At 36.2% G+C, this 18,560-nt stretch carries 19 protein-coding genes; 3 read left to right on the top strand and 16 right to left on the bottom strand.

The features are described 5' to 3' along the window. Window positions 1–125: 125 nt before the first annotated feature. The 4 genes from KQI71_RS02425 to KQI71_RS02410 all read right to left on the bottom strand — a co-directional run bounded on the left by KQI71_RS02425 (window position 126) and on the right by KQI71_RS02410 (window position 1,835). Window positions 126–338, bottom strand: coding sequence for a hypothetical protein (locus KQI71_RS02425; RefSeq protein WP_216433747.1), 213 nt, complete (start codon window positions 336–338; stop codon window positions 126–128). 435 nt (window positions 339–773) lie between these two features. Continuing rightward, window positions 774–1,238 (bottom strand): hypothetical protein, encoded by a 465-nt coding sequence (locus KQI71_RS02420; RefSeq protein ID WP_216433745.1) that lies wholly within the window; start codon window positions 1,236–1,238, stop codon window positions 774–776. Further along, window positions 1,235–1,663 (bottom strand): IS200/IS605 family transposase, encoded by a 429-nt coding sequence (tnpA, locus tag KQI71_RS02415; RefSeq protein WP_216433743.1) that lies wholly within the window; start codon window positions 1,661–1,663, stop codon window positions 1,235–1,237. The genes KQI71_RS02420 and tnpA overlap by 4 nt, the downstream gene beginning before the upstream one ends. Before the next feature lies 1 nt (window position 1,664). Continuing rightward, window positions 1,665–1,835 (bottom strand): hypothetical protein, encoded by a 171-nt coding sequence (locus tag KQI71_RS02410; protein WP_216433741.1) that lies wholly within the window; start codon window positions 1,833–1,835, stop codon window positions 1,665–1,667. Window positions 1,836–2,121: 286 nt separating this feature from the next. On the opposite strand from KQI71_RS02410, the gene rbr reads away from it, so the two are divergent. Next, on the top strand, window positions 2,122–2,664 hold the full coding sequence (rbr, locus tag KQI71_RS02405) for a rubrerythrin (protein ID WP_216433739.1): 543 nt from the start codon (window positions 2,122–2,124) through the stop codon (window positions 2,662–2,664). 39 nt (window positions 2,665–2,703) lie between these two features. Here rbr and KQI71_RS02400 read toward each other — a convergent pair whose 3' ends face one another. Then, window positions 2,704–3,468 carry a hypothetical protein gene (locus KQI71_RS02400; RefSeq protein ID WP_216433737.1) on the bottom strand — a complete coding sequence of 255 codons (765 nt, stop codon included), beginning with the start codon at window positions 3,466–3,468 and terminating at the stop codon, window positions 2,704–2,706. A 194-nt stretch (window positions 3,469–3,662) separates the two neighbouring features. After that, window positions 3,663–4,106, bottom strand: coding sequence for a nucleolar protein 3 (locus tag KQI71_RS02395; protein WP_253287898.1), 444 nt, complete (start codon window positions 4,104–4,106; stop codon window positions 3,663–3,665). Between the two features lie 155 nt (window positions 4,107–4,261). Between KQI71_RS02395 and KQI71_RS02390 the strand changes: the two genes are divergently transcribed. Beyond that, window positions 4,262–5,239, top strand: a complete 978-nt coding sequence (locus KQI71_RS02390; protein WP_216433735.1) for a phosphotransferase — start codon at window positions 4,262–4,264, stop codon at window positions 5,237–5,239. A gap of 58 nt (window positions 5,240–5,297) precedes the next feature. Beyond that, entirely contained in the window at window positions 5,298–7,022 is a 1,725-nt protein-coding gene (locus tag KQI71_RS02385) for a phospho-sugar mutase (RefSeq protein ID WP_216433733.1), read from the top strand. Between the two features lie 69 nt (window positions 7,023–7,091). Here KQI71_RS02385 and KQI71_RS02380 read toward each other — a convergent pair whose 3' ends face one another. The 10 genes from KQI71_RS02380 to KQI71_RS02335 all read right to left on the bottom strand — a co-directional run bounded on the left by KQI71_RS02380 (window position 7,092) and on the right by KQI71_RS02335 (window position 18,547). Continuing rightward, entirely contained in the window at window positions 7,092–8,186 is a 1,095-nt protein-coding gene (locus tag KQI71_RS02380) for a peptidylprolyl isomerase (protein ID WP_216433730.1), read from the bottom strand. Window positions 8,187–8,251: 65 nt separating this feature from the next. Then, window positions 8,252–11,773, bottom strand: coding sequence for a transcription-repair coupling factor (gene mfd / locus KQI71_RS02375; protein ID WP_216433728.1), 3,522 nt, complete (start codon window positions 11,771–11,773; stop codon window positions 8,252–8,254). A 9-nt stretch (window positions 11,774–11,782) separates the two neighbouring features. Then, a complete protein-coding gene (gene pth, locus KQI71_RS02370) occupies window positions 11,783–12,352 on the bottom strand; it encodes an aminoacyl-tRNA hydrolase (protein ID WP_216433726.1) in 570 nt (189 codons plus the stop codon). A gap of 164 nt (window positions 12,353–12,516) precedes the next feature. Beyond that, window positions 12,517–13,524: a 3-deoxy-7-phosphoheptulonate synthase gene (gene aroF / locus KQI71_RS02365; protein ID WP_216433724.1), complete on the bottom strand. Its 1,008-nt coding sequence runs from the start codon at window positions 13,522–13,524 to the stop codon at window positions 12,517–12,519. 581 nt (window positions 13,525–14,105) lie between these two features. Beyond that, window positions 14,106–15,323, bottom strand: coding sequence for an aminotransferase class I/II-fold pyridoxal phosphate-dependent enzyme (locus KQI71_RS02360; protein WP_216433722.1), 1,218 nt, complete (start codon window positions 15,321–15,323; stop codon window positions 14,106–14,108). Window positions 15,324–15,337: 14 nt separating this feature from the next. Further along, the gene (locus KQI71_RS02355) at window positions 15,338–15,529 is read right to left on the bottom strand and encodes a DUF6472 family protein (protein WP_216433720.1); all 192 of its coding nucleotides are present in this window, start codon (window positions 15,527–15,529) and stop codon (window positions 15,338–15,340) included. Then, complete coding sequence (locus tag KQI71_RS02350; protein WP_216433719.1) at window positions 15,513–16,202, bottom strand: HAD family hydrolase; 690 nt, start codon at window positions 16,200–16,202, stop codon at window positions 15,513–15,515. Before KQI71_RS02350 ends, KQI71_RS02355 begins: the two co-directional genes overlap by 17 nt. A 16-nt stretch (window positions 16,203–16,218) precedes the next feature. Then, window positions 16,219–16,779: an SGNH/GDSL hydrolase family protein gene (locus KQI71_RS02345; protein ID WP_216433717.1), complete on the bottom strand. Its 561-nt coding sequence runs from the start codon at window positions 16,777–16,779 to the stop codon at window positions 16,219–16,221. A 13-nt stretch (window positions 16,780–16,792) separates the two neighbouring features. Then, window positions 16,793–17,563, bottom strand: coding sequence for a tyrosine-protein phosphatase (locus tag KQI71_RS02340; RefSeq protein ID WP_216433715.1), 771 nt, complete (start codon window positions 17,561–17,563; stop codon window positions 16,793–16,795). A 111-nt stretch (window positions 17,564–17,674) separates the two neighbouring features. Next, window positions 17,675–18,547 carry a cysteine ABC transporter substrate-binding protein gene (locus tag KQI71_RS02335; RefSeq protein WP_216433713.1) on the bottom strand — a complete coding sequence of 291 codons (873 nt, stop codon included), beginning with the start codon at window positions 18,545–18,547 and terminating at the stop codon, window positions 17,675–17,677. Window positions 18,548–18,560 lie beyond the last annotated feature (13 nt).

Raw genomic sequence — 18,560 nt, 5'->3', positions numbered from 1 at the left:
TCCGAAGCAACAGATACGGACAGCCCAACGGCCACAATTGTTCAGTGATCTAAACGGTCTCGTATTCTCAAAGCATAAATTGCTTCTTTGAAGGATGCACAGTCAGACACCCTTTTTTCTTTATTTTATGCAACGGCACGAATGCCGGAGTTTTTCACATGTTTCCTGGAACGGATGATCTCTTCGATCATGTCCTGTTCTTTGTTTAACTGAGTTTCAAAAGTTGCAAGGCATTTCTGCCGGTCAATGGTCTTTGTTATCAGATCGATACAGTACAACAGGAAGGAGGAACACCAATCTCTCTGGACTTTGGTCCCATCCTGTAGGTAGTAGTACATTCTCTGCGATAGTTTCTTTTTGATAGAAACATCTGCGGTATGGTCATACTGACTTGACCCGATCGTCTGCCGAAACTTCGATATAGGTCCCGCCAGTCAATGTAAATAGTTGTTCTACTTTTGCCTTTTTGGATCGTGCCATCTGGGTTGTAATTTTCCGGGTTCATCGCACGTCTGGAACGGTCCATTGCCCGTTATCTATTTTAGTACTGCTATCCTGACTGAACCCATGGGGTTCTACTGGCGAGATTCTAGTACCAACGTACATCTTACGAACAAAGTTCATAGACTTTGGCTGGCACATCTGCTCCGGAGCAGTAGATACGGACATGCAGCCCAGCGGCCACAATTGTTCAAATCATTGAACGGTCTCGTATTCTCAAGACACTTTGTCTCAAAGGACACACAGTCGGATGCCCTGTTCTATCTTTTCTTTTAAGCAGCGACACGGATGCCGGAATTTATGATACATTTCTTTAAACAGAGATCTTTCATCGCATTCCTGCAATGATCCCACGTAACATGATATACTTCCTGCATTTCATTCATCTGGTCACTGACCGTTCGAAGATCTTTCTGCAGATCTTTCAGATGCCTTTTCTGTACGTTTGACAGTTCTTTGATCTGCTGCAGTGCTTTGATGCTTTTGTTGATCTTGCTGTAACTTTTTCGCATACCACGGTATTTCTTTGTTCGTAGCAGCTGTTCCAGGTTCCGTTTCATGATCCCCAGTAGTTCATTTCCACACTGACGGAGCAGATCTGCCTGATGGAACAGATGTCGTTTCTCATCTTCCGGAAGGTTCGTTTCCAGGATCAGGACATATCTTGGAGAAGCTTTATGATACTCTCGCAGACATTTTTCATATTCTGTTACCTGATGTTTCTTTCGTTCTGTCATGGCTTCTCATTTCTGATCATTTTATTTTTTTGTTCCTCGATATACTTTGTTACAGTTTCTGCACTGATATGTCCAATCGTTGAGACGAAATACCCTGGAGACCATAAAACTCCACATCTTGCATAAAAATTTTTTAATTCTGGATACAAACGGAAAAGTTCTATTGCGCTGATACTCTTTAACGTCCGAACAATATCGCATGGAGCGACTGTTTGTGGACAATCTACAAAGATGTGGATATGATCCGGCATGATCTCCATTGCCTTTATGATATATCGGTATCTATCACAAATTTCTGCAAGGATCTTTTTTAATGATTCATCAATACCGTCTTTTAATACGGAGAAACGAAACTTCGGACACCATATGATATGATACTGTATCAGGTATTTGCAATGGCTTTTCGTATGATACATATTTTCCATCTCAATCCTCCAATTGGAATTTTTCCTTGATTGCGCGTCGCATAAGCTGTTGAAACGTGATCGTTTTTCCTTCCTCTACAGAATAAATGCGTGCGAGGTTTTCAAGCTGTGTTTTCCATTCAGATGGAATTGAGATATTTACTTGCGTGTTATTCGTTCTTGGTCTTCCCATGATATCCTCCAAAACAAAAATATTATACATAGATTATATAATGATTCTATGCATAATACAAGATGCTTTCTATTTTTTATTTTGGAATATGGCTTCATCCCAGAGGCAAGCCACTGGGTTTTCACCTGTATATTTTATAACATCTAACTAGTTACAAAAAATCGCGATTTCTTTATATTATTTAAAACTTTTATCCATAATATCATATGATATATTGACAAAGTATATTTGTATCCACTATAATAAGAATAGGAATCATTACTATTTATAAGAAGGAGGTTTTTCTATGGCTGATTTAAAAGGTACAAAAACAGAAGCAAATTTAATGGCTGCTTTTGCAGGAGAATCACAGGCTCGTACAAAATATGATTTTTATGCAAGTCAGGCAAAAAAAGACGGATATATTCAATTTGGGAATATTTTTTCAGAAACTGCTCTAAATGAAAAAGAACATGCAAAAATCTGGTTTAAGCTTCTTCACGGAGGTAACGTTCCTTCCACGATTGAAAATTTAAAAGATGCTGCAAATGGTGAAAATTTTGAATGGTCTCAAATGTATCCTTCCTTTGCAAAAGAAGCCAGAGAAGAGGGATTTGATGAAATTGCCAATTTATTTGAAATGGTTGCTGCCATCGAAAAGCATCATGATGAACGCTATCAGCAGCTAACTTCCAACCTTGAAAAAGACATTGTCTACCATCGGGATGTTGAAGTTGCATGGATCTGTACAAACTGTGGTCATGTTCACTATGGAAAAGAAGCACCAAAAGAATGTCCGGTATGTGCTCATCCTCAAAAATACTTTCAACTTCGTATAAAAGATTATTAAAGAATAAGCAGATTTCGCAAGCGAAATCTGCTTTATTTTTTAGCACTGGCTCTTTTTTCTTTTGCTCCTCTTTCTCAAGATTGCCACAAGTGCAACAATCGCAAGAAAATCAAGCATAAACAATAAAATTCTTTTTGTATTATAAATACTTTTTCCAGTTAAATCAGTTTCTGTAGGAAGATGATTGTCCTGATCCATCGTTTTTAATTTTTCTGTATTGCAAATCTGTTCAATTGTTAAATATTTTTTTATATTCCACCTTATATCATATATTTTTCTTCCTTTATAATAAAACCTTGTTGCATTTTTATTCACTGTAAATTTTTTCATCCGTCCATCTGAGTTAATAAAATACTTAAGTTTTGTTTTCTGAAAATCTTGATTTTTCTGAAATGGAGCAAATGACAATGTATTGTAATGATCGGTATCCGTCTCGTAAAGTCCATTGGCTATCACCCATTTCCCTTTTTCTTTTTTCAAGGAAGCTACAATACAATCTCCTTCTTCCATCATCTTCTTCCCATGGTAAGACCATTGATAAGAAATCTCTTTTTTTCTTGGAATGACATAACGATGATTTTTTTCTCTTTTTTCGATCGAGGTGTCGCTTAACTGAACATTAATATAATCCGTCACTTTCAGTACAATATAATGTTTTGATACATGAGACACTTTGCCTGCGAATACGACATCCTGTCCCTGATTGGACATCATCCGATCCTGTATCGTTCCTGCTGATACCGGCAATGCCGAGTAAAAACCAATCAAACAGACAATCAGACAAATGATCCATTTCTTTTTCATTTGCTCCACCTCCTACTGATGCTTCCATTATCTATTATATACAGATAGCATTTATGATTTATGACAGAAATACTGAATTTTTCTTACATTTTTCTTATGAAAACATCAAAAATTCTTATAGTATAAAAAATGCTCCGCTTACGGAGCCTTCGCACCGTTGCGGAACATCTCTTTTCATTCATATATTTCAGGTTTTATTTCACAGAAAGAATCTGTTTGTTCACCTGTCCTTCCAAAGCTCCATAAGTAAAGGAAATAGAAGCTCCTTCTCCTTTTTCATTTAATGCTTTTTTCACTTCTTCTTTTTCTACAAAAAATGTCTGATATTCTCCGTCTGACATTTTAACCTCAACAGAAGATGAATCTGCCCATCCTTCAAAAGTTCCCGAAGCTTCCTTGGGTTTTGCCTTTTCATCTTGTTTTGTTGCAATATCATCTTTTTTTACAGCCTCTGTTGTTCCTTCTGTTTTCGTTTCTGTTGTTGCAACAGTCTGTCCCTTTGATGTTTCTTCCTGTGTTGTCTTATCACTTGATACAGAAGATTCCGGACTGCTCGGACTTTTCTTTCCACATGCCACCAGAGCTGCTGATGCACTAATGACCAATATAGTAGAAATCAATAAAAATTTCTTTCTCATCTTTTTTTCCTCCTAGTGTCATATTGGTACCCTAAGTTTAGTATATCCCATTTGCCGACAGAAGGCAAGCGATCCGCCATCACCTCTAAGCAAATTTATATCATATTCCTTCTGTTTTCTTCATATCATTAGAGGTAGAACTTTGAGGAGGATATATGTTGAACGAAAAATATCAAATTTTGTTAGACCAATACGATATTCATGCAGACCATTTTCGTCGAAACAGAGGCGGCATTCTTTGTTATAGCGATCATGGGATTTTTTCTCTTGCACGAACATCTCTATCTGAAGAACGTCTAACGGCTGTTTCACAATGGACACAAAAATTAAAAGATGCAGGTTTCCCTTATGTAGATCAATATATTTTAAATAAAAATAATTGTTTTCTTTCTTATGATAAGTATTATGAACCTTATGCTTTAAGAAAAACATTTTCCGGACCGGAATGTGATATTCATTCTTTAAAAGATATAAAGACAGCAGCCTCTTCCCTGGCTTTCCTTCATTGTATCTCAATGGACCTTACTTTTTCTTCCGATTATCTGCATAAATATACTTCTATCTGCCGCCATTATCATCAAAAATATACGGAAATAAAAAGCATTTTCCGCTATATAAAAAAGAAAAAGAACAAAGGAACTTTCGAATATCTGTTTTTAAATGAAATAAATGATATTTTAAAACAGATGGAATACGCCATAACACTCCTTGGCAGTAGCCCACCTTCTCATACCGGCTGGTGTCATGGTGCTTTCCAACACCATAATGTCATCTTGTCTGGCAACCATACAGCTATCATTCATTTTGAACATTTTTTTTATGGCTATCCGCTCCTTGACTTATATTACTTTTTACAAAAAGTCCTGGAAAAAAATGATTATCAATTTCGTTTTTGTGAAACGATCCTTCAAGGATATCAAATAAAATATCCTCTTTCCAGACAGGATCTGACCTGCCTTTACGGGCTTCTTTTATTTCCAGAAAAGTTCTGGAAAATTTCAAATCAGTATATGGCCCACAAAAAACACTTCGTTTCTCCGCGTTATATTGACAAATTGAATCAATTTATCGTTTCAAGAGAGATTCGGACGATTTTTCTCGAAAAATATTTACAAACTTATAATGTTTTTTAAACCATTTTGAGGTATAATTAAACAAAGGCATTTTTTAAGAACTAAAGGAGGAGTAATTATGAACTACAAAGAAACTTATCAGGAATGGCTTAGCAATCCCTATTTTGATGAGGATACAAAAAAGGAACTGAAAGCTATTGAAAATGACGATAACGAAATCAAGGAACGTTTTTACGCTGACCTTGCTTTCGGTACTGCCGGACTTCGTGGAATTATTGGTGCCGGTATTAACCGCATGAACATTTATGTGGTAAGAAAAGCAACACAGGGATTGGCAAATTATATTCTTGAACAAAATACAGACAAAAAGAGAGTTGCTATTGCTTTTGACTCTAGACATATGTCACCAGAATTCGCAGACGAAGCTGCACGCTGTCTGGCTGCCAATGGTATCAAAGCATTTATTTTTGAATCTCTGCGCCCAACACCTGAATTATCTTTTGCTGTAAGATACCTTGACTGTATTGCTGGTATTAATGTAACTGCCAGCCATAATCCACCAGCTTATAATGGATACAAAGTATACTGGGAAGATGGTGCTCAGTTTACAGATCCGCATGCCTCAGGAGTTACTGCCAAGGTTAATGCAATTACAGATATTTCTATCTGCAAAACAATGCCAAAAGAAGATGCTCAAAAAGCTGGATTATATGAAGTCATCGGATCCAAAGTCGATGATGCCTACATCGCTGAGGTTGAAAAACAGGTATTAAATAAAAAGGCGATTGATGAAATGTCTTCCAAATTGAAGATTGTCTACACTCCTCTTCATGGAACCGGAAATTTACCTGTAAGACGCGTTCTGAAAGATCTTGGATTTGAACATGTTTATGTTGTACCAGAACAGGAACTTCCTGATGGTGATTTCCCAACTGTAAGTTATCCAAACCCTGAAGCAAAAGAAGCTTTCACTCTTGGTCTTGCACTTGCAAAAGAAAAAGATGCTGATCTTGTTCTTGCAACTGACCCTGATGCTGACCGTCTTGGAGTTTATGTAAAAGACACTAAATCCGGGGAATATATCCCATTAACAGGAAATATGTCTGGTTCTTTGTTATGTGAATATGTATTAAGCCAGCGTAAAGCAATCAATGGCTCTCTTCCAGAAGACGGAGCTGTTGTAAAATCTATTGTAACAACAAACCTTGTAGATGCTGTTGCAAAAGGATATGGTGTAAAACTGATTGAAGTATTAACTGGATTTAAATGGATTGGAAAAGAAATTCTTGGATTTGAACAAAGCGGAAAAGGTACTTATCTGTTTGGACTGGAAGAAAGTTATGGATGCCTGATTGGTACTTATGCAAGAGATAAAGATGCCGTATCTGCAACAGTTGCTCTTTGCGAAGCTGCAGCTTACTATGCAACTCAAGGCAAAACTTTATGGGATGTTATGATCGAAATGTATGAAAAATACGGATACTATATTGATCGCATCACAGCTATGGATTTCCCTGGATTAGAAGGTATGGATAAGATGAAGAGCATACTTTCTGCATTCCGTGAAAATCCACCAAAAGAAATTGCAGGATATCCAGTTGTTAAAGTTCGTGATTACAGCAACGATACCATTCTTGATGTAGCAACTGGAAAAACAGAACCGATCGGATTACCTTCCTCCAATGTTCTTTATTATGAACTGGAAGGCGGAGCATGGTTATGTGTACGCCCATCTGGAACAGAACCAAAGATTAAATTCTACTATGGTGTAAAAGCTGACACTATGGAAGCTGCTCAGGCAGAGAGCGATAAACTGGATGCATGGGCAAAAGCTCAAGGATAAAAATTTACATATGTAAAAAAGATCCGGCAGAATCTGTCGGATCTTTTCTTTTTTCATTTTATCAATGAATTATTTACTTTTCTGTGTTGCAGTTGTTGTTGATGTCTGTGTTTGTGTTGTAGCAGTTGTTGTTGCTTTATAGCTGAATTTTACTTCTTTCCACAGATCCTGATCAACGGATTTACTATCATCCCATTCTTTATCTGCTTTCTTTGTCCATTTCTTATAGACTTTTTCATAAGCAGCCTGCTGTTTTTCCTGAAGCAGTGTTGTCTTATTGGTTTTTGCTGCACTCTTATCATTTGGATTCAGCATTTTAATGATAACATAAGCATTATCTGTTTCTACAATATCACTAACTTCGTTCTTTGATAATTTTGCTGCTGCATCTTCGAATTTTGTTCCAAGTTCTGCTTTTCCTTTTGTATAAGATTCTTCGTTATCTGTATTAACAGAGAATTTCTTTGCTACATCGGATACGCTTTCTCCATTTTTAATTGCCTTTAATGCAGATTTTGCTTTTGTTAACTGATCTTTCTTTTCAGATGCTGACATTGCAGTTGCTTTTCCTGTCTTACTATCTGTCTTCTGTGTTGTGAATACAAGTTTATAAACTTTTACCGTCTTTGCTTCTTCATCAGATACAGATACATTTGCTTTTTTAATAATTGCATTCATAACCTTACTTGCAATCATACTTTCTTTGTAAAGTGCTGTAATCGCATCTTTGTCTGCTTCTGTTTTTTTCATGACTTTCTTACCAGTCTCATCTTTTACAAAGGCATTCACGTTTTCTTTTAACTGTTTCTTTTCTGCTTTTGTCAGTTTTACTTTATAATCATCTGCATGAGCTGCAAGTACTTTAATTTGTTTTAACTGATTGATAACGCTGCTCTTTACAGAATCCTGCATTGTAATTTTCTTACCTTTACTGTCTGTTCCTACCTGTGTAGACCACATTTTGTCTCCAAAATAAGATCCATACTGAGCTTCTGCCTGATACTGCATAATTCTTGCATATACATGAGCTTCCTGGAATGTAACTTTCTGTCCTGCATACTCAAATAATGTCTTTTCATTCTTACTTTTACATCCTGTAAGAACAGAAGCTGACAAAGTGAGTACTGCAACCAAGCATAAAAGCTTCTTTGCTAATCTCTTCATTTCAATTTGTCTCCTTCATAAATTTTCTGAACTTCGCATTTCACTTGGACTATTATACTACAATGTTATCTCATTATCAACGAATTCAGCGAGTTCACACAATGTTCAATTTTTTCCAATTCCTCGCATTTTCTTGTTTTTTCAAGGTTCAATACAAAAAAAGGTGTTTTCCCTGGGCGGAAAGAAAGTTCCCCTTTGCTCTCCTCTAAAATTTCCGGAATCCTATCAATATCGACTTTTGCATTCGGTCTCATTCCAAAGAAAACTTCTGATTTTTTCTGTTTTACTTCTGAGATATAAGCCCGATGTGCCAATGCTTTTAAAAATGCTGCATACAAAAGATTATAAACAGCTTTTGGAAGTTCTCCAAAACGATCGATTAATTCATCTGTCATATCCTCCATCTCATCCTTATTTTCAATAGAAGAAATGCGTTTATAAAGTTCAAGTTTTTGATACTCATTTTTCACATAAGAAGATGGAATAAATGCATTGACATCAAGATCCAGGGTTGTCTCAAATTCCTCTTCTTCTGTAAGATTTCCTTTTAACCGCATGACAGCATCATTTAACATCTTGCAATAAAGGTCATATCCAACTGCTTCCATATGACCAGACTGCGCCTGTCCGAGAAGGTTGCCAGCCCCCCTGATTTCAAGGTCCCTCATGGCAATCTTATAACCAGATCCAAGATCTGTAAACTCACGAATTGCCTGCAGTCGTTTTTCTGCAGTTTCCTTTAATAAAGTATTCTGCTTATACATTAAGAATGCAAATGCATTACGATTCGAACGTCCAACACGTCCACGAAGCTGATATAATTGAGAAAGACCTAACTGATTTGCATCATGAATAATCATCGTATTAACATTCGGAATATCAAGTCCAGTTTCAATAATCGTTGTAGAAACAAGCAGATCTATTTCTTTATTCATAAATTCCATCATGATCTTTTCCAATTCACGTTCTTTCATTTGTCCATGGGCATAAGCAATCCGAACGTTTGGCAGTATTTTTTTCAATTGTGCCGTAATTTCTGCAATATTATTCACACGATTATATACATAATATATTTGTCCTCCACGTGTCATTTCACGGTAAACTGCCTCTTTCACAAGCTCCTCATTATATTCCATAACATAAGTCTGAATTGCCCTTCGATCATGTGGCGGTTCTTCAAGAAGACTCATATCACGAATTCCAATAAGGCTCATATGCAATGTCCTTGGAATTGGAGTTGCTGACAGTGAAAGTACATCCACATCTTTTTTCATTTTTTTAATTTTTTCTTTATGATTGACACCAAAACGTTGCTCTTCATCAATGATTAAAAGCCCAAGATTTTTATACTGCATATCTTTTGAAAGCAATCGATGAGTTCCAACAACAACATCTACTGTTCCATTTTTTAATCCTTCCAATGTTTCCTTTTGTTCCTTAGGAGTACAAAAACGAGACATCATACGAACACTGATTGGATAATTTTTGAATCGTTCAGAAAATGTATTAAAATGCTGCTGCGCAAGAATTGTCGTTGGCACTAAATAAGCAACCTGCTTCCCATTATCTACGGCTTTAAATGCTGCACGTATGGCAACCTCTGTTTTTCCATAACCAACATCCCCACAAATCAAACGATCCATGATTTTTTTACTTTCCATATCATGTTTTGTATCTTCAATCGCGTTCAACTGATCCTGTGTTTCATCATATGGAAATAATTCTTCAAATTCCTTCTGCCATATGCTGTCTTTTTGATAAACATACCCTTCTTTTGCCTGACGAACTGCATAAAGTTCTACCAACTCTTTTGCAATATCTTGTACCTGTCCTCTAACTTTTTTCTTTGTTTTTTTCCATTCGCTTCCACCTAGCTTATGAAGTTTCGGCTTTCTTGCATTCGAACTTGCATATTTTGCAATTTGATCCAAATCCGATGCCAAAATAAACAGATTATCGCCACCCTGATATTCAATACTAATATAATCTTTTTCAACACCAGCTACCGTAATTTTCTCAATTCCACGGTAAATTCCAACTCCATGCTTTTCATGGACAACATAATCTCCAATATTAATATCTGCAAAACTATGAATCTTATTCCCTTTAATCCTTGACTTTTCTTTTTTCCTCTGTTTTGCTTTTCTTCCTTTAAAAATATCACTTTCTGAAATTAGAACCCAACGTGTCTTTGGATATTCAATCCCAGCCTTCAATTTGCCGGCCGTAACAATGATCTGTCCTTTTTGTGGTTCTTTTGACAGATTTTTATCATAAGTCACAGTAAGTTCATGGTCCCTCATATCTTCAGCCAAACGTTTAGCCCTTGTTACAGAAGGTGAAACAACAATAATATGATAGTCATCTTCTTGATATTTTTTCAAATCTTTTATTAGCTCTTCAAAGCTATTGTTATAAGATTGTATGGATCGATTTTCCATAAAATATGTTTTAAAAACCGGAACTTCTTCAATCTGCGCTGATAATGTACTAAAACATACCATCTTATGCTTTTGCATCTGAACAATTGCCTGATTAAATTCCGTTACTGTTTCTGTCTGTTTAGGAAGAAGATATCCTCCTTCTAGGCGACTTTTCATACTTTCCGTAAATTCCATATAAAAACCATTCGCACGTTCTTTGATATGCTTCAATTCATCGACATAAAGAATACTGTCTTCTGGGAAATAAGATAAAATGCTGACAAGATTTTCATAAAAATACGGAAGATATCCTTCTACTCCAATCAGCATATGAAGTTCCGAAAGTTCTTCCCGAACTCTATTTATTTCTTTTGTCAGACGCCCCTCTTTTTCTGCTTCCTGATTTTTATGGAAGTGCTTTTTTAGATTTTTATAATCTTCTTCCATTCCAGACAAAGCCTGATCAATTCTTTTCTGTTCTAAAACAATTTCCGTTGCCGGATAGATGGTAAGGCTTTGAACTTCCTCTATCGATCTCTGACTCTCCGCATCAAAACTTCGAATAGAATCAATTTCATCTCCCCAAAATTCCATACGATATGGACATTCCCCAGTATATGGATAAACGTCAACAATTCCTCCTCGGATTGCAAATTCTCCCGGTGCCTCTACAAATCCTGTTTTTTCATAGCCAATTTCCACTAATTTTTTAGAAAGATTTTCTTCTTTTGCAGTATCTCCCGGCTTCCATATCATTTTATGTTTTTGAATCTCACAAAGTGGAACAACTCGATCCATAACGGCATCAATCGTCATAACATAGACGCCGCCCTCGCCTTCCATAATCTTCTTAATACACTGCATTCTCTCTCTGGCAATTGCATTTCCATGAACATCTGCGCTATAAAAAAGAGGATCTTTTGCCGGAAGAAAAAATACTTTTTCTCCAAAAAACGGATATCCATCTATCCATTGTCTAGCACTTTCTTCATCAGGCACGACAACTATTTTATAATTCTTTTTTCCATTTTCTCCAAGAAGACTTGTTAAATGCCATTTTCCTGTATCCGTACACCCAGATATAAAAACCGGAGCCTTATCTTTCTTAAAAGCCTGTCTGATTTGTTCATACTCATTATCATTTTTTAAGATTTCTTCCAACACTTTTTCAACCTACTTCTTTTTATTATTATGACGATTCATGGCTTCTGTAATATCTCCAGATACGATCAATTTGGCTGCATCATAAACATCATCCATTCGTTCTGATAAGATAGCCTGATCTTCCTTACTGAAATGCCCAAGTACATAATCTGCGAGATCATATCCTTTTGGTTTTGCGCCTACTCCGATCTTAATCCTAGGAAATTCCATACTTCCAAGATGACTGATAATACTCTTGATTCCATTATGTCCACCTGCACTTCCTTTTCGTCGAATGCGAAGTCTTCCTACATCTAAATCAATATCATCAAATATAATTAAAAAATCTTCTGGCTCAAGCTTATAGAAATCCATAATCGGCCGAAGACTTTCTCCACTTAGATTCATATAAGTCTGTGGCTTTGCAAGAAGAACTTTTTCACCTTCTATATAACCACTTCCAATCAAAGCTTTATATTTGCCTGTATTTATATTTATTCCTACTTTCTCTGCAATATAATCAATGGCTGCAAAACCAATGTTATGTCTCGTATTTTCATATTTCTTTTCTGGATTTCCAAGTCCCACAATAATTTTCATATTTTTTAACTCCTTCCATACTAGTCCATTTCCTATTTTTTACATACTTAAGACCCGGGAACCATTTGATTCCCGGGCTTCTATAATTCTTCGTTCTGTTGTTTATTTTAACAAGAAACTTTCTTTTCGTCTACTGAAATTTTCCCGTAGGATAAAAGGAAATTTTATAAAGACTGGAAAAATGTTCTTGTTTTCTTTACTTTTTCCATTAATTTTTTGAATGCTTCTGGTGTTAAAGACTGTGGACCATCGCAAAGAGCTTTTGCGGGATCATTATGAACCTCAATCATGAGTCCGTCTGCACCAGCCGCAATTGCTGCAAGAGACATCGGCTCTACCATCTCACGGATTCCTGTTGCATGCGATGGATCTACAATAACTGGCAAATGAGATTTCTTTTTAATCATTGGAATTGCAGAAAGATCCAGCGTGTTTCTCATTGCTGTCTCATAGGTACGGATTCCACGTTCACAAAGAATTACTTTTTCATTTCCACCAGCCATAATATATTCTGCACTCATTAACCATTCTTCAATCGTGCTTGCCATTCCTCGTTTTAAAAGAATTGGTTTATCAATTTTACCAAGCTCTTTTAATAATTCAAAGTTTTGCATATTTCTTGTTCCAACCTGGATTAAATCTACATCTTCAAATAAAGGAAGGTGACTAGCATCCATAATTTCTGTAACGACTGGAAGTCCTGTTGCTTTTTTTGCTTCCAAAAGAAGTTTTAATCCGTCTCCATGAAGTCCCTGGAAAGAGTATGGGGAAGTACGTGGTTTGAAAGCTCCTCCACGAAGCAACCCAGCGCCTGCTTCTTTGACTTTCTGTGCAACTTCAATCATTTGATCTTTGGATTCAATCGAACAAGGTCCTCCAATGACCTCAAAATTTCCTCCGCCAATCTTTACATTTCCAACTTCAATTACCGAATCATCTGGATGGAACTTACGATTTGCTTTTTTGTAAGGTTCCTGAATTCGTTGCACATTTTCCACAATATCATTCGCCATAATATGACGCATATCCACAATGGATGTATCTCCTACTAATCCAAGAATTCTTGTATTTTCTCCATTCGATTCATGAATAGAAAGTCCCTGCTGTTCCATTTCCTGCTTTAGTGCATCAACCCGTTTTTCTTCTGCCTGCTTTTTTAAAATAATAATCATAATGTACTCCTTTTCTTTATGCACTCTCCACAGATGTCTGACAAACTCCAAAAAGGAAAAGGCATACATTCTGTGCAAGAATGCATGCCTTATATTTTCTCTAAATATGTTCGAAGCTATCTGCTTCCTGGCGATGATTCATTGCAACAAAAAGATTCAGGATAAAAATAATAACCCTGAAAGTAAAAATAGTATGCGCAATTTGTCATCTGTTTTGTCAGCATTTTCCATAACTCCTACTTTTGATAATCTTACAATATCGTATATAGCATAGAATGTCAATAGTTTCATAGAAGAAATTTATAACTATAATAATTTTTTTCTATAAATTCGAATTTTTTTTATAAAAAAATATCATTTTCTTCACAACTTTTTCACATTTTCAGGTTATACTATATCTATAACAAGAGACGATAGCCAGCGGATCTTGTTAGAACTTTTTTTCATACTTTTTCATAATAACCGGAGATTCCCCCTTAGATCTCCGGTTCCTCTTTTCCAGAGGTGAGAACGGCCACCTTCTGCCTTATCTTATTAAGACAGAAGATGGCCGTTTCTTCATTTCTTATTTCTTGTGAAATTTACGCCTGATGATAATCTGCAAGAAAATCTCCAAGTCCTTTACATGCTTTCTTTAATTGATCAAGATCTGGCAGATAAACAATTCGGAAATGATCTGGTTTTTCCCAATGGAATCCTCCACCATGTGTTAAAAGAATATGTTTTTCCTTCAGGAAATCCAACACAAACTGCTCATCATCATGAATATTAAATTTCTCAACATCAATTTTCGGGAAAATGTAAAATGCAGCCTTTGGTTTTACCGTAGAGATACCAGGGATATCATTTAAGGCATTATAAATATATTCTCGCTGTTCATAGATTCTTCCTCCCGGAAGCAATGCTTCGTCAGTCTTTTTCGGTCCTCCAAGTGCGGTCTGAATAATCGACTGTGCCGGAACATTTGCACAAAGACGCATCGAGGATAATAGGTTCAATCCTTCGATATAACCTTTGGCTTTCGATTTATCTCCGCTCAGACAAAGCCATCCACTTCGATAACCTGCAATTCTATGAGACTTTGATAAACCATTAAAATTCAATACCATAAGATCTGGGGCTAAAGATCCAAGAGCTGTATGTTCCTGTCCGTCCATTACCAAACGATCATAAATTTCATCTGCAAATAATAGAAGTCCATGTTCTCTTGCCACCTGTACAATATCATTAAGAACTTCTTTTGGATATAATGCACCTGTTGGATTATTTGGGTTAATGACAACAATCCCTTTGGTTCTTGGCGTTACTTTTTTGCGGATATCTTCAATATCTGGATACCACTCAGCCTTTTCATCACACATATAATGTACAGCAGTTCCACCTGCCAGTGTTACAGAAGCTGTCCATAATGGATAATCTGGAGAAGGAACCAGAATCTCATCTCCAGGATTTAAAAGCCCCTGCATTGACATCGTAATCAGTTCACTAACCCCATTTCCTGTATAAATATCATTGATATCTACATTTGGAATATTTTTGTACTGACAATACTGCATAATCGCTTTTCTTGCAGAAAACAGACCCTTTGAATCAGAATAACCTTCCGTATCACGCAAATTCATCATCATGTCTTGTACAATTTCATCCGGTGCCATAAATTGAAATGGTGCCGGATTTCCGATATTTAATTTTAAAATATCGATTCCTTCTGCGATCATCTTGTTTGCTTCATCCATAACTGGTCCACGGATATCATAACAGACATGATCCAGTTTTGATGATTTTTCAAATTTATCCATATTACAAAATCCTCCTACATTTGCTTTCTAACGATCGCATACTCATCATCCATCTGAAAATACGGGCAGTCCCAGTCGCTATAACTCATAAATCTTGCCATTTCATCTTCATCTAGATTTACTTCACATACATAATATTCATAATCTTCGTCATAGACATAATTACTACAATATTCACATCCTGCACTTTTAAGCTTCTTTTCCATCGAAAACCTCCTGTAATACTCTGGCAAAGTCGAGCAAAGAATCATAAGTTCCTGCAAGCATCCAGTCAACCTTTTTTGTATCTCTTACAAGATCTGGTATCATCACCGGCATTAATCCAGCTTTATAAGCTGATTCAATACCGTTTGGAGCATCCTCAAGAGCAATCGCCTTCGATGGATGAATCTGCAGTTGTTCACACGCTTTCTCATAAATATCCGGTGCAGGTTTCCCATGCTCTACCATATCTCCTGTAATCACCGCATCAAAACTTTGTGAAATATGAACTCGTTCAAGATTCGAATGCACGTATTGTCCGCTGGATGAAGTTGCAACCGCTCTTCTTATCTTATACTTTTTTAGAAGATCCAACAACTCATATAAGCCTTTTTTTACCGGAACCTGTTCTTTTTTTATTAATTTTTGATAAGCCGCTCGATATGTATCAAGAAATTTTTCAAAAGGAAATTCTTCTCCATAGTTCTTTTTAAAATATTTCTCTCTGTTTTGTACATTTAAACCAAGAGTATGTTCGATATTATGACCTAGGGGACCATATCCCATCGCTTCTCCCGCAAGATCCCAAGATTTTTGTACATAGCGCTCACTATCAAACATCAAACCATCCAGATCAAAAACGACTGCCTGAATTTCGTTTAATTTTTGTCTTTCCATTGTATTGCCTTTCTTCTTATTTTATCACTTCATGAATCCACTCTGACACAATATCATATGCCTTCTCTTGAAGGTGAATTCCATCCATTGTATAGTCAAGAGGAAGCTCTCCATTTTTGTCTGCCAACCGCTCATACATATTGACATAAGGGAAATTTTCTAACACACAAAGGCGTTCAATTTCTCCATTAATTTTACGAATTTCTTCATTTGATTTTTCTTTTGCCCACGATGGCATCAATCCGATCCTTCTTGTATATGCTGGATATAATGATTCGATATAAATTTCTGTCTGCGGAAGTGATTCTCTAATTTTTTTTGCCAGATTTACAAGCTGCCCAGCAACAATTTTATATCCACGATACAAAGACATTTGAAAATCATTAGCCCCACCCTGCATAAGTATCACATCAGGATTGTAAGAGATAACATCATATTGTACCCTAGCCTTCATCTCTGGAATGGTATCTCCTGCCACTCCACGATTTATAAATTCCACCGGAAGATCTTGAAGCTTATTCATTGGAAAATAATCCGTCAATGAATCTCCGAACATTACTACTCTTTTTTGCTTCATAGTTTTTTCCTTCTTATGCTAATACTTTCTCTTTTAATCTATTTTTTTGTTCCTCTGAAATTCCAAGACTTTCTTTCAAAAATCCAGAAACAGAATGATTTTGTTCTTCCATAACATCAAAAGCGGCCTGTAAATACTCTTCTTTTGCAAGGAAAAGACCTTCCATCCGCTCAATTTTCTCTCTATGGAAACCCATGTTATGAAATTTTTTTTGAATTTTTTCAATTCTTCTTGCTGCAAAATGATTGGTTTTCAGATAATCCTCCATGATATCTTCTTTCGAAACATCCAGCAACGAAAGCACCATAGCAGATAATAATCCACATCGATCTTTTCCTTCCGTACAATGCCACAAAACCGATCCGTTCTCCATCGCAATAATTTCATTTAATGCTTTTGCTATCTGTTTTCTGCAAAAGGATTTTTGGATCATCATTTTATAAAGTTCGGTCATCTTTGGGATATCATCCATATGCATCATATGTCTTTTTGTCTTCTTTTCATGACTAATGCCAACCATACTTTCCAGGAAAAATGGAATATTCATATAAACAGCACCTGGAACTTTCAAATCAGCTTCCTGATCAATTTCCATTGGCGTCCGAAGATCAATGATTTTATGCAGATGATACTGCTGACTTAAAATCTTGGTATCTCTTTGCGTAATTCTTGAAAGACGATTGCTTCGAATAAGATATCCCTCTTTGATAACGGCCCCATCCATTGTTCTGATGCCGCCAAGATCCCTTGCATTATCTGCACCTGTTAATTCTATTTTTCCCATAAATTTTTAACCTCATCTCCTTCCGTGCCTTAATTTTTTCACTCTTTTATATTTGATTATATAATATAATAGCCGGACTTTCCAGTCCGGCTATTTAGAGATTTTTCTCTTTTATTTTTCTACAACTCCACCTTCTACTACGAGATTTTCCGGATTTGCGGATGCTCCGTAAACCGGTTTTAATGTTTTTTCATAGTCTTTATGGAAGAATTTTTCTTTTGCAAGAGATTTGATTTCTTTGTTAATATAATCTTTCAGTTCTTTATTTCCTTTTTGAACTGCAGGTGCGATTGTATCTACATTTCCAAGAGAATCAATTCCTACTTTGAATCCTTTATTTTCCAGTGCCCATGCAAGTACCTCTGTATTATCTGTAGACAGTGCATCTCCTCTTCCATCTGCGAGTGCATTGAATGCTTCACTGTACTGGTCAAACTTCAGAAGTTTTACTTTTGGATGATTCTTTGTAAAATATGTTTCTGCTGTTGTTCCTTTGCTGACAATCAAAGTTTTTCCATCCAACTGGCTCTCTTTTGTGATTTTTCCATTTGGAGATACAACTCCAAGAGATACCTTCATATATGGGAGTGCAAAGTCTACCTGTTCTGCACGTTCATCTGTTACAGTAAAGTTTGCAAGAATAATATCTACTTTTCCTGTTACAAGATATTCTACACGGCTTGCTGCTTCTACTGGCACATATTTTACTTTGACACCGAGATCTTTTGCAAGACGATTTCCAAAGTAAACATCATATCCCTGATAAATTCCTTTTTCATCTACATAACCAAATGGTTTTTTATCACTGAAGACACCGATCACGATTTCTCCACTCTTTTTGATTTCTTTTAATGTTCTTGCTTTTGTTTTGCTTGTGGTCTGTGTTTTTGTCGTATCATCAGAACTATTTTTGCTTCCACCGCATCCTGTGAAAACACCAAGTGCCAATACGACAGTCAGAAATGCTACAAGTAATTTTTTCATAATTTTTTCCTCC

It is taken from the genome of Anaerostipes sp. MSJ-23, assembly GCF_018918155.1.
GTDB lineage: Bacteria > Bacillota > Clostridia > Lachnospirales > Lachnospiraceae > Anaerostipes.
Note: the sequence above shows the minus strand (reverse complement) of the source record. Positions and strands in the feature narration are given on the sequence as shown.

What these genes read in the sequence shown, in the direction of transcription:
- KQI71_RS02425 (WP_216433747.1), bottom strand. Translation starts at nt 338, where the DNA reads ATGTACTACTACCTACAGGATGGGACCAAAGTCCAGAGAGATTGGTGT.
- aroF (WP_216433724.1), bottom strand. Translation starts at nt 13,524, where the DNA reads ATGATTATTATTTTAAAAAAGCAGGCAGAAGAAAAACGGGTTGATGCA.
- KQI71_RS02395 (WP_253287898.1), bottom strand. Translation starts at nt 4,106, where the DNA reads ATGAGAAAGAAATTTTTATTGATTTCTACTATATTGGTCATTAGTGCA.
- KQI71_RS02410 (WP_216433741.1), bottom strand. Translation starts at nt 1,835, where the DNA reads ATGGGAAGACCAAGAACGAATAACACGCAAGTAAATATCTCAATTCCA.
- KQI71_RS02350 (WP_216433719.1), bottom strand. Translation starts at nt 16,202, where the DNA reads ATGGAAAGACAAAAATTAAACGAAATTCAGGCAGTCGTTTTTGATCTG.
- KQI71_RS02360 (WP_216433722.1), bottom strand. Translation starts at nt 15,323, where the DNA reads ATGGATAAATTTGAAAAATCATCAAAACTGGATCATGTCTGTTATGAT.
- rbr (WP_216433739.1), top strand. Translation starts at nt 2,122, where the DNA reads ATGGCTGATTTAAAAGGTACAAAAACAGAAGCAAATTTAATGGCTGCT.
- KQI71_RS02340 (WP_216433715.1), bottom strand. Translation starts at nt 17,563, where the DNA reads ATGGGAAAAATAGAATTAACAGGTGCAGATAATGCAAGGGATCTTGGC.
- KQI71_RS02385 (WP_216433733.1), top strand. Translation starts at nt 5,298, where the DNA reads ATGAACTACAAAGAAACTTATCAGGAATGGCTTAGCAATCCCTATTTT.
- KQI71_RS02335 (WP_216433713.1), bottom strand. Translation starts at nt 18,547, where the DNA reads ATGAAAAAATTACTTGTAGCATTTCTGACTGTCGTATTGGCACTTGGT.
- KQI71_RS02420 (WP_216433745.1), bottom strand. Translation starts at nt 1,238, where the DNA reads ATGACAGAACGAAAGAAACATCAGGTAACAGAATATGAAAAATGTCTG.
- KQI71_RS02400 (WP_216433737.1), bottom strand. Translation starts at nt 3,468, where the DNA reads ATGAAAAAGAAATGGATCATTTGTCTGATTGTCTGTTTGATTGGTTTT.
- KQI71_RS02345 (WP_216433717.1), bottom strand. Translation starts at nt 16,779, where the DNA reads ATGAAGCAAAAAAGAGTAGTAATGTTCGGAGATTCATTGACGGATTAT.
- pth (WP_216433726.1), bottom strand. Translation starts at nt 12,352, where the DNA reads ATGAAAATTATTGTGGGACTTGGAAATCCAGAAAAGAAATATGAAAAT.
- tnpA (WP_216433743.1), bottom strand. Translation starts at nt 1,663, where the DNA reads ATGGAAAATATGTATCATACGAAAAGCCATTGCAAATACCTGATACAG.
- KQI71_RS02390 (WP_216433735.1), top strand. Translation starts at nt 4,262, where the DNA reads ATGTTGAACGAAAAATATCAAATTTTGTTAGACCAATACGATATTCAT.
- KQI71_RS02355 (WP_216433720.1), bottom strand. Translation starts at nt 15,529, where the DNA reads ATGGAAAAGAAGCTTAAAAGTGCAGGATGTGAATATTGTAGTAATTAT.
- KQI71_RS02380 (WP_216433730.1), bottom strand. Translation starts at nt 8,186, where the DNA reads ATGAAGAGATTAGCAAAGAAGCTTTTATGCTTGGTTGCAGTACTCACT.